The 10,990-nt window shown below is 73.5% G+C and carries 6 protein-coding genes; 3 read left to right on the plus strand and 3 right to left on the minus strand.

The genetic code is table 11. The annotated features are described in order from the left end of the window. Positions 1–19 precede the first annotated feature (19 nt). Positions 20–916: a transketolase family protein gene (locus ABD323_RS07090; protein WP_344440355.1), complete on the plus strand. Its 897-nt coding sequence runs from the start codon at positions 20–22 to the stop codon at positions 914–916. On the opposite strand, the gene treZ is transcribed toward ABD323_RS07090, so the two are convergent. The 3 genes from treZ to glgX all read right to left on the minus strand — a co-directional run bounded on the left by treZ (position 900) and on the right by glgX (position 7,038). Continuing rightward, on the minus strand, positions 900–2,588 hold the full coding sequence (gene treZ / locus ABD323_RS07095) for a malto-oligosyltrehalose trehalohydrolase (RefSeq protein ID WP_344440356.1): 1,689 nt from the start codon (positions 2,586–2,588) through the stop codon (positions 900–902). The two genes, ABD323_RS07090 and treZ, sit on opposite strands and share 17 nt — an antisense overlap. After that, the gene (gene treY / locus ABD323_RS07100) at positions 2,585–4,834 is read right to left on the minus strand and encodes a malto-oligosyltrehalose synthase (protein WP_344440357.1); all 2,250 of its coding nucleotides are present in this window, start codon (positions 4,832–4,834) and stop codon (positions 2,585–2,587) included. The genes treZ and treY overlap by 4 nt, the downstream gene beginning before the upstream one ends. A gap of 98 nt (positions 4,835–4,932) precedes the next feature. Beyond that, a complete protein-coding gene (gene glgX / locus ABD323_RS07105) occupies positions 4,933–7,038 on the minus strand; it encodes a glycogen debranching protein GlgX (protein ID WP_344440358.1) in 2,106 nt (701 codons plus the stop codon). Between the two features lie 353 nt (positions 7,039–7,391). Here glgX and ABD323_RS07110 point away from each other — a divergent pair, with 353 nt between their 5' ends. Together ABD323_RS07110 and efeU are read left to right on the plus strand one after the other, a co-directional pair. Continuing rightward, positions 7,392–8,687 (plus strand): SAV2148 family HEPN domain-containing protein, encoded by a 1,296-nt coding sequence (locus tag ABD323_RS07110; RefSeq protein WP_344440359.1) that lies wholly within the window; start codon positions 7,392–7,394, stop codon positions 8,685–8,687. A gap of 137 nt (positions 8,688–8,824) precedes the next feature. Beyond that, on the plus strand, positions 8,825–10,897 hold the full coding sequence (gene efeU, locus ABD323_RS07115) for an iron uptake transporter permease EfeU (protein ID WP_344440360.1): 2,073 nt from the start codon (positions 8,825–8,827) through the stop codon (positions 10,895–10,897). Positions 10,898–10,990 lie beyond the last annotated feature (93 nt).

Genomic DNA, 10,990 nt, shown 5'->3' on the forward strand with positions numbered 1-10,990 from the left:
ACCGAGGGGGATCCCACCGATGGACACCATGCGCGAGCGCTTCACCGCCGTCGCCACCGACCTGCTGGACCAGGACCCGCGCACCGCCCTGGTGCTCGCCGACATCGGCGCCGCCGCCTTCCAGGGCGCCGCCGCGGCCCACCCCGACCGGGTGCTCAACGTCGGCATCCGCGAACAGCTGCTGATCGGGGTGACCGGCGGCCTGGCGCTGGCCGGGCTGCGCCCCATCGCGCACACCTTCGCCAGCTTCCTGATCGAGCGGCCCTTCGAGCAGGTCAAGTTCGACCTCGGCCACCAGGGCGTGGGCGCGGTGCTGGTCAGCGCGCTGGGCTCGTACGACTGGCCGGCCGGCGGGCGCACCCACATGGCGCCGGGCGACGTGGCGCTGCTGGACACCCTGCCCGACTGGACGGTGCACGTGCCCGGGCACCCCGACGAGGCCGAGCGGCTGCTGCGGCACGCGGTCGCCGACGGGGACCGCAACGTCTACGTCCGGCTCTCCGAGCACCGCAACGGCGCGGCCCACCCGATCGCGCCGGGCCGGTTCCTGACGCTGCGCCAGGGTCACCGCGGCGTGGTGCTGGCGGTCGGCCCGATGCTGGACGCGGTGCTGGCCGCCACCGAGGGCCTGGACGTCACGGTGCTCTACGCCGCCACCGTGCGCCCCTTCGACGCGAGTGGCCTGCGCGCGGCGCTGGGCCGCGGGGCGGCGGACGTGGTGCTGGTCGAGCCCTACCTGGCCGGCACCTCGAACAACGCCGCGCACGAGGCACTGGGCGACCTGCCGCACCGGGTGCTGGGCCTGGGCGTGCCGCGCGCGGAGCACCGGCACTACGGTTCGATGGCCGAGCACCTGGCCGCCTACGGCCTGGACGCCGCGGGCCTGCGCGAGCGGCTGGTCAGCCGGTTCGGGTGAGCACGCAGGAGCGCGGGCCCAGCCGTCCGGCGGACAGCTCGCCCCACTGCCCCAGCACCGTGCCGCCGGGCCAGTCGGTGGGCCGCTCGCCGAAGTTCACGCAGATCGTGAACGGGCCGCGGTGCACCGCCAGGTGGCGCGCAGGCTCGTCCACGTCCACCCGCACGGCGGCCAGGTCGGGATCGGCCAGCTCCGGGTGGGCGCGCCGCAGCCGGATCAACCGGCGGTACCAGGAGAGCAGTTCGGCGTGCTCGCCGCGCTGAGGCTCGCTCCAGTCCAGCACCGAGGCGAGCACGGTGGCCGGTGCCTGCGGGTCGGGGACCTGCTCCGAGCTCCAGCCGTAGGCGGCGAACTCCCGGCGCCGGCCCTGGCGGACGGCCTCGGCCAGCTGCGGGTCGGTGTGGTCGGTGAAGTACTGCCAGGGGGTGGTGGCGCCCCACTCCTCGCCCATGAAGAGCATCGGGGTGAACGGCGAGGTGAACACCAGGGCCGCGGTCAGGGCGAGTTGGCCCACGGTGAGGCGATCGCCCAGGGCCCGGTTGCCGATCTGGTCGTGGGTCTGCGCGTAGCCCAGCAGGCGGTGCCCGTCGGCGGTGGGGAAGGGGCGGCCGTGGTGGCGCCCGCGGAAGGAGGACCAGGTGCCGTCGTGGAACCAGCCGCGGGTCAGGGTGCGGGCCAGCGCCGCCATCGGCGCGCTGCCGAAGTCGGCGTAGTAGCCCTGCGCCTCGCCGGTGGCGGCGGCGTGCAGCGCGTGGTGGAAGTCGTCGCTCCACTGCGCGGTCAGGCCCTGGCCGCCGGCCTGCCGCGAGGTGGTGGTCCGCGGGTCGTTGCGGTCGCTCTCGCCGATCAGGAAGAGCGGCCGGTTCAGCGCGGCGCCCAGCGTGTCGACGGCGGCGGAGAGTTCCTCCAGGAAGTGCGTGGCGCGGTCGTCGACGAGCGCGTGCACGGCGTCCAGGCGCAGGCCGTCGATCCGGTAGTCGCGCAGCCAGCTCAGCGCACTGGCGACCAGGTAGCCGCGGACCTCGTCGGAGCCGGGCGCGTCCAGGTTGACCGCCGCACCCCAGGGGGTCTGGTGGCGGTCGGTGAAGTAGGGGCCGAAGGCGGGCAGGTGGTTGCCCGAGGGGCCCAGGTGGTTGTGCACCACGTCCAGGATCACGCCCAGGCCCCGGCGGTGGGCGGCGTCCACGAAGCGCTTGAGCCCCTCGGGCCCGCCGTAGGGCTCGTGCACGGCCCAGGGCGCCACGCCGTCGTAGCCCCAGCCGTGCCGGCCGGGGAAGGAGCAGACGGGCAGCAGCTCGACGAAGTCCACGCCGAGCTCGACCAGGTGCTCCAGGCGCTCCTCGGCGGCGGCGAAGGTGCCGGTGGGGGTGAAGGTGCCCACGTGCAGCTCGTAGACGACCGCGCCGGGCAGCGGGCGGCCGTGCCAGGGGGTGTCCGACCAGCGGAAGGCCGCGTGGTCGACGAGTTGGCCCAGGCCCTCGGGCCCCTCCGGCAGGCGGGGCGAGCGCGGGTCGGCCAGCGCCGGGCCGCCGTCCAGCCGGAAGCCGTACCGCCGGCCGGCCGGCGCCTCGCCGTGCCACCAGCCCCCCTCGCCGGCGGCCAGTGGATGGGCGGCGCCGTCCACCTCGACCTCCACCCGCGCCGCGGCCGGGGCCCAGAGCTGGTACTTCACGCGGACTCCCGGGTGAGCAGGGCGACGGTCTCCACCGGGCCGCGGTGCGGGCGGCCGGTCAGCAGGTCGCGCCAGCGGCCCGGCAGCTCGAGGGTGGCCCGCTGTCCGCTGCGGGCCAGGGCGAACGGGAGCCGGCTGACGGCCACCGTCAGGTCCGGGCCGCGCTGGAAGGCGACCAGGTGCGGCTGCGCGGGCAGCGGCTGGTAGCGGCCCAGCGGGCGGGGCAGCCGCAGGGCGGTGCGGGTGAGGTGGAGTTTGTGGCGGGCGAAGTCGGACAGGCCGATTTCCGGCGCGGCGAAGTCCACCGGAGCCCGGTTGTCCGGGTCGACCAGCGTGTACAGCGGCTTCTCCGAGCCCTGGTAGAGGTCGGGCACGCCCGGCATGGTCAGGTGCAGCAGCGCGGCGGCCAGGCTGTTGCTCTGCGCGAAGGGCTCCAGGAAGGCGACGAACCGCTCGATGCGCTCGGTCAGCGCCGGGGTGTCCAGCACCCGGCGGGCGTAGTCGGTGACGGTGGCCTCGTAGCCGGTGTCCGGGTCGGTCCAGCTGGTGGCGAGCTTGGCCTCGCGCACCGACTTGGTCAGCACCGCGACCAGCCGCTCGGGGGAGATCGGCCAGGCGGCGACCAGGGTCTGCCACAGCAGCCACTCGGCGTTGCGGTCGGCCAGCCCGCCGGCCAGCTCGGACCAGGCGGTGCACTCGCGCAGCCAGCGCTCGGGCAGCTCGGCGAGCACCGCCAGGCGCGCCCGGGCGTCCGCGCTGCGCTTGGTGTCATGGGTGGAGAGCACCGTCATGGTGTGCGGCCAGTGCGCTTCGAGGTCCATGCAGAAGCGGTGGAAGTCGGCGGGCTCGACGCCCGGGTGCGCAGGATCGCCGCCGACCTCGTTCAGGCTCAGCAGCGGGAACCAGCGGTAGAAGGCGGTGTCCTCCACCCCCTTGGCGGCGACCGCGGCCGCGGTCTGCGCGAACCGGTCGCGGAACTCCTCCTTCAGCGCCCCGCCGCCCAGGCGGCCACGGCTGAGCAGCTCGACCAGCTGCCGGGTGGATTCGGGGGAGGCGACGGTGCGCTGCGCGGTGGAGGGGTAGGTCCGGTAGACCGTGTAGTGCGCCAGCAGCTCACCGAGCGCGGCGCGGATCTCCAGGCGCGGGTGGTCGGCCAGCGCGGGCTCGGCCGCGCAGATCCGCACCGCCAGGCGCACCAGCCGGTCCAGTTCGGTGGCCAGCTCGCCCTGCGGCGCGGTCAGCTCGGCCCGGCCCCGGCGGGCCGCGGCGGCGGCCGAGGAGGGCAGGCCGGTGTAGCGCTGCCCGGTGTAGTCGGCGTACAGCTCGGCCAGCCGGGCCGCGCCCGCGCCGTCGGTCAGCACGCCGTCCAGGTGGCGCAGCGCGTCGTAGCCGGTGGTCCCCGCGCACGGCCAGTCGGCGGGCAGCCGTTCGGGGCCGGAGAGGATCTTCTCCACCACCGTGTAGGCCCCACCGCTGTCGGTGGCCAGCCGCTCCAGGTAGCCGCGTGGGTCGGCCAGCCCGTCGGGGTGGTCCACCCGGAAGCCGTCCAGCACGCCCTCGGCGCGCAGCCGCAGCAGCACCCCGTGGGTGGCACGGAAGACCGCCGGGTCCTCCACCCGCAGCGCGATCAGGTCGTTGACGGTGAAGAACCGGCGGTAGTTCAGCTCGGTGTCGGCCAGCCGCCACCAGGCCAGCCGGTAGAACTGGCGGTTCAGCAGCTCCGGCAGCGGCAGCCGCTCGGTGCCCGCGCGCAGCGGGAAGACGTGGTCGAAGTAGCGCAGGGTGTCCTGATCCACCTTCAGCTGCTCCAGCACCGCCCCGAGCCGGTCGCCGAGCACCGGCAGCAGCACCCGGCCGCCCTGGGCGGCCCAGTCGATGTCGAACCAGGACGCGTACGGCGAGTCGGGCCCCTCGCGCAGCACCTGCCAGAGCGGGTCGTTGAGCCGTTCGGGGACCGGCACGGCCATGTGGTTGGGCACCAGGTCGGCGATCAGGCCCAGGCCGTGCGCCCGGGCGGTGCGGGCCAGCGCGCGCAGCGCGCGCTCACCGCCGAGCTGCTCGCTGACCCGGGTGTGGTCGACCGTGTCGTAGCCGTGCGCCGAGCCGGGTGCGGCCTCCAGCAGCGGGGACAGGTGCAGGTGGGAGACGCCGAGCCCGGCCAGGTACGGGACGGCGGCCGCGGCGTCCCCGAGGGTGAACGAGGGCTGCAGCTGGAGCCGGTAGCTTGCCGTGGGTGCGGGAGTCACACCCCATGCCTACCCGGTGTACCCCGGCCCTACGACCCGGAGCGCGCGGACGGGGGAAGCTCCGCGCGCTGCCGGGGGCGGGCGCCGGGCCAGGGCGCTCAGGCCGGCCGTTTGAGCACCAGCAGGGACCGGTCGGTGAGCCAGACGCCCTCGCCCGCCTTGACCCGCAGCCCGCTGCCCGGGGTGGGCAGCGTGGCGAGCGTGGTGTCCACCACCACCTGCCACTCCTGGCCGTGGTCCTTGGGCACGGTGAACTGCAGCGACTCGTGGTGGGCGTTGAAGAGCAGCAGGAAGGAGTCGTCGGTGATCCGCCCGCCGCGCCGGTCCGGCTCGGAGATCGCCGCGCCGTTCAGGAAGACGGTGAGCGACTTGGCGTAGCTGGCCCGCCAGTCCCGGTCGGTCATCTCGTCGCCGCCGGGGGTGAACCAGGCGATGTCGGTCAGCTCGTCCTGGGCGGTGGCCACCGGGCGGCCGCGGAAGAAGCGCCGGCGCCGGAAGACCGGGTGGGTGCGGCGCAGCCAGACCATGCCCTGGGTGAACTCCAGCAGCTCGGTGTCGCCCGGCCACTGCACCCAGGAGAGCTCGTTGTCCTGGCAGTAGGCGTTGTTGTTGCCCAGCTGGCTGCGGCCCAGCTCGTCGCCGTGCGAGAGCATCGGCACGCCCTGGGAGAGCAGCAGGGTGGCGATGAAGTTGCGCTGCTGGCGGGCCCGCAGCTCCAGCACCGCCGGGTCCGCGGTGGGTCCCTCGGTGCCGCAGTTCCAGGAGCGGTTGAAGGACTCGCCGTCGCGGCTCTGCTCGCCGTTGGCCTCGTTGTGCTTGTCGTTGTAGGAGACCAGGTCGCGCAGCGTGAAGCCGTCGTGGCAGGTGACGAAGTTGATCGAGGCGATCGGGCGTCTGCCGTCGTCCTGGTAGAGGTCGGAGGAGCCGGTCAGCCGGGAGCCGAACTCGGCCAGCGTCGCGTTCTCGCCGCGCCACAGGTCGCGCACGGTGTCGCGGTACATGCCGTTCCACTCGGTCCACAGCGGTGGGAAGTTGCCCACCTGGTAGCCGCCCTCGCCGACGTCCCACGGCTCGGCGATCAGCTTGGCCTGCGAGACCACCGGGTCCTGCTGGACCAGGTCGAAGAAGGAGGAGAGCCGGTCCACCTCGTGGAACTGGCGGGCCAGCGTGGCCGCCAGGTCGAAGCGGAAGCCGTCCACGTGCATCTCGGTGACCCAGTAGCGCAGCGAGTCCATGATCAGCTGGAGCACGTGCGGGCTGCGCATCAGCAGGCTGTTGCCGGTGCCGGTGGTGTCCATGTAGTAGCGCCGGTCGGCGGCCAGCCGGTAGTAGGAGGCGTTGTCCAGGCCGCGCATGGAGAGCGTGGGGCCCAGGTGGTTGCCCTCGGCGGTGTGGTTGTAGACCACGTCCAGGATCACCTCGATGCCGGCCGCGTGCAGCGCCTTCACCATCGACTTGAACTCCTGCACCTGCTGGCCGCGGTCGCCCAGCGAGCAGTACGAGCCGTGCGGGGCGAAGAAGCCGATGGTGTTGTAACCCCAGTAGTTGGACAGGCCCAGGTCGCGCAGCCGGTGGTCGCGGACGAACTGGTGCACCGGCATCAGCTCGATGGCGGTGATGCCGAGCTTGGCCAGGTGCTCGATCAGCGCGGGGTGGGCGAGCGCGGCGTAGGTGCCGCGGATCTCCTCCGGGATGCCCGGGTGCAGTCGGGTCAGCCCCTTGAGGTGCGCCTCGTAGATCACCGAGCGGTGGTACTCGGTGCGCGGCGGGCGGTCGTTGCCCCAGTCGAAGTACGGGTTGATCACCACCGAGTGCATGGTGTGCGGGCCGGAGTCCAGGTCGTTGCGCCGCTCGGGCGCGCCGAAGTGGTAGCCGTAGACCGACTCGTCCCAGTCGATGGTGCCGCTCATCGCCTTGGCGTACGGGTCCAGCAGCAGCTTGGCACTGTTGTGCCGCTGCCCGCGCGCCTGGTCGTACGGGCCGTGCACCCGGAACCCGTACCGCTGGCCGGGCTGGATGCCCGGCAGGTAGGCGTGCCGGACGAACGCGTCGGTCTCCCGCAGCTCGACGGCGCGCTCGCCGCCGTCGGGGTCGAGCAGGCACAGCTCGATCCGGTCCGCGCTCTCGGAGAAGACCGCGAAGTTGGTGCCCACCCCGTCATAGGTGGCACCCAGGGGGTACGGTTGCCCCGGCCAGACCTGCATAAGCCTCAACTTCCCTGCTGTCAGGGGGAGCTGACGCTCCCTGGGGACGTTGGCGCACCGCTGGGTGCGGTATGCCCGGTGACGCGCGGCGCATGTCCGCGCGCCACCCGGCGTGACGCACGGCACACCGCCGCTCGACGCGCTGTCAACTGTCACTGGCATGCTTGCCGCTCCGGGCCCCTTTCTGACGCTCTTTCGGCCCACTTTCGCCCGAACGGGTGTCCAGCGCGCCGATCGCGAGCGTGTGCTGACGGTCGATCGGCCCGCCGCCGCCTCCTGCGGCAACCGGCTGCCGGGGTGGCCGGCCGCGCAGTACCCTTGATCGTCACGCCTTCTTGGAGTTGAGGTATCGCATGGTGTTCCCCGCCGACGACTGGTCCGACGGTCCCGGCGGAGCGGTCCCCCTCGGTGGCGGGGGTGCCCGCGTCGAGGCGCCGACGGTGGTGCTCGGGCCACCCGGCGGCGGCCGGCTGCCGCAGCCCGGCAAGGGCGGCGGACAGGTGCCCCTCGAGGCGATCGGGCCGGCCTGGGACACCGAGCAGTGGCAGCGCGCCTACCAGCGGGTGCGGCTCACCGGGCGGGCGTACGTCTGGCTGAACCTGGTCGAGCAGCGGCTGCGCGCCCTGCTGGACGACCTGCTGCGCCCGGTCTACGCCCCCGCCCACGGCGCGGACTGGGTCACCGCGGCGGCCGGCCCGGTCGGCGAGGAGTGGGTGCGCCGGGCGGCGGCGGTGCGCGAGGTGAGCCGGCGCAAGGGCTTCCTGCTCGACCCGGACGACGACGACCCGCTGGTCTTCCTGACCCTGCCGCAGCTGCGCGAGCTGATGGTGCAGCACTGGCCCTGCTTCGAGCCGTACCTGGACGACCGCCGTGAGATCGAGCTGGCGCTGGACGAGCTGGAGGTCGCCCGGCACGTGGTCTCGCGCAACCGCAGCCTCTCGCCGACGGTGCTCGCGCAGACCGAGCGGGCCGCCGCCCGGGTGCTGAGCCTGCTGGACGGCCGCCCGGCGGGCGCGGCGGGGCTGCCCGCCGACGTGGTCGAGGAGCTGGTGGCCGGCCGTTACGCGGACGTCGCCGCGGTGCACGCCGACCGGGTCCGCCTGCAGCGCGAGCTGCCGGTGGAGGACCTGCTGGAAGGCGCCCGGCGGCTGGACGCGCTGGGCATCGGCCTGGGCATGCTCTGCCAGAACTTCACCGGCAAGCGGCTGGTGCGCCTGGCCGCCGACGGCTGTCGGGTGCGGCTGCTCTTCCTCAACCCGGCGAGCAGCGCGGTGCGCCGTCGTGAGCGTGAACTGGGCCTGGGACGCGGAGAGTTGGCGCGCTCGATCGAGATGAACATCATGCACGTGCGCCGGGTGCGGGCCCGGCTGCGCGATCCGGGCGGCTTCGAGATCCGGGTCTTCGACGAGACGCCGCGCTTCACCGCCTACCTGGTGGAGGGCGCCCGGGTGCCCGGCTCGCGGCGGCGCGGCGGCGACCTCGGCGTGGTGCAGCCCTACCTGCGGCGCTCGCGCGGGATCGAGTCGCCGGCCCTGGTGCTGCGGGCGAACCCCGCGACCGGCGGCGCCGAGGGCGGCGAGCCGGGCCTGCTGGAGGTCTACCGCGAGGAGTTCGAGGGGGTCTGGGCGGACTCACGTCCGGTCAGCTGAGGCTTAACTAACTTTTTCCTCCCCCCGGCGTGGACGCCGCAATCCGACATGCCTAAGGTATGCCTAAGCTAAGCCTGCCAACCGGCGGGTGATCGACGCCGGTTTCCGGGGCGTGCCCGGGGAGGAGTCCACTAACCGTGTGGGACGACGCATTTCCAAGCTTTCTGATCGGGCTCCGGGAGGGCCTGGAAGCGGGACTCATCGTCTCGATCCTGGTCGCCACCCTGGTCCGCTCGGGCCAGAAGGCCCGGTTGCCCCAGGTCTGGACCGGCGTGCTGGCCGCCATCGCGCTGGCCCTGAGCTTCGGCGCCGTCCTGACCTTCACGGCCGCGAACCTCTCCGGCACCGCCCAGGAGGCCTTCGGCGGAACGCTGAGCCTGATCGCGGTGGCCTTCGTGACCGCGATGGTGTTCTGGATGCGCCGCTCGGCGCGCACGCTCTCCTCCGACATCCGCGAGAAGGTGACCGCCGCGCTGACCATGGGCGCCGGCGTGCTCGTCACCACCAGCTTCCTAGCGGTGGGCCGCGAGGGGCTGGAGACCTCGCTCTTCCTGTGGACCACCGCCCGCTCCGCCGGTGAGGCCACCGGCCCGGCGATCGGCGCCACCGTCGGCCTGCTGCTGTCGGCCGGGCTCTGCTGGGGCCTGTACCGCCGGGTGCTGAAGATCAACCTGACCACCTTCTTCACCCGTACCGGCATCGTGCTGGTCGTGATCGCGGCCGGCGTGCTCAGCTACGGCCTGCGCGACCTCCAGGAGGGCGGGGTGCTGCCCGGCGCGCACGCCTACGCCTTCGACCTGAGCTCCTCGGTGGACGCCGGGTCCTGGTACGCCACGCTGGTGCAGGGCGTGTTCAACCTGACCGTCACCATGACCTGGCTCCAGGTCGCCGCGTACGTGCTGTACCTGGGCATCGTGCTGACGCTCTTCGTGACCGGGCTGCGGGCGGGTGCCCCGCAGCCGGTGGCCGCACCGCCGGTCGCCGCGCAGAGCGAGGAGAAGGCGGAGGAGAAGGCCGAGGAGACCCCCGCCGCTCCCGCCGGCTCGCGCAACCGCTGGCTGCTGCCGGCCGCGCTGGTCGTCGTCCCGGCCGTGGTGGCCGGCGTGGTGATCGCCGCCAGCGACGGCAAGCCGGCCGCGGCCGGCACCGTCACCGTCTCGGACGCCAAGGGCGAGTGCGGAAAGGGCTTCGGCACCCCGCAGACCGGCCGGCAGACCTTCCAGATGCACAACGCCGGGAGCAAGACCTCCGAGGTCTACCTGGTCAACCCGACCACCAGCGCGGTCTACGGCGAGATCGAGGGCCTGGCCCCCGGCACCACCCGCCCGCTCACCGCCACCATCGGCAACGGCGACCTGGCCTGGCGCTGCGTGCCCACCGGCGGCGAGGCGGTCACCTCCGCGTCGGTGCACGTCAGCGGCGGCACGGCCGTCAAGGCGGTGCTCCCGGTCTCCGAGGACGACCTCAAGGGCCCGCTCGACTCCTACAAGGGCTACGTCAACGCGGGCCTGGCCACGCTGCTGACGCAGACCCAGAAGCTGCAGGCCGACATCCACGCCGGCGACCTGACGGCCGCCAAGGCCGACTGGCTCACCGCGCACCTGCAGTACAACTCGCTGGGCGCCGCCTACGGCACCTTCGCCGACCTGGACGGCAAGATCAACGGCCGGGCCGACGGCCTGCCCGACGGTGTCAAGGACAAGGACTTCAGCGGCTTCCACCGGGTCGAGTACGGCCTGTGGCACGGCGAGAGCGCCGCGGACCTCGCGCCGGTCGCCGACCAGCTCTCCGGTGACGTGGCCGACCTCGGGCAGAAGTTCCCCACCCAGGACTTCGACGCCACCGACCTGCCGCTGCGCAGCCACGAGATCCTGGAGAACACCCTCCAGTTCGAGCTCACCGCCGACACCGACGAGGGCAGCGGCAGCAACCTGGCCACCGCCCAGGCCAACCTGGCGGGCACCCAGGAGCTGCTGAGCGTCCTGCAGCCGCTGATCGCGCAGCGCAGCCCCGAGCTGCTGAGCACCGTCAACGCCGACATCCAGCGACTGGGCGACCTGCTCGCCGCCGCCCACCAGGCCGACGGCAGCTGGACCCCCGTCCAGCAGCTCGACGCCAGGGCGCGCACCCGGATCAACGGCGCCACCGGCCAGCTGCTCGAAGACCTCGCCCCGATTCCCGACCTTCTTGAGATCCGGAAGTCCGCCTGATGACCACCCAGCCCGAATCCACCGGAACCTGCCCCTTCCCGCACGAGGCGGTCGCCGCGGCCAGGGCCGCCGAGGCCGCCCGCGCGGTCGAGG

The sequence above is a fragment of the Kitasatospora nipponensis genome, assembly GCF_039528135.1.
GTDB lineage: Bacteria > Actinomycetota > Actinomycetes > Streptomycetales > Streptomycetaceae > Kitasatospora > Kitasatospora nipponensis.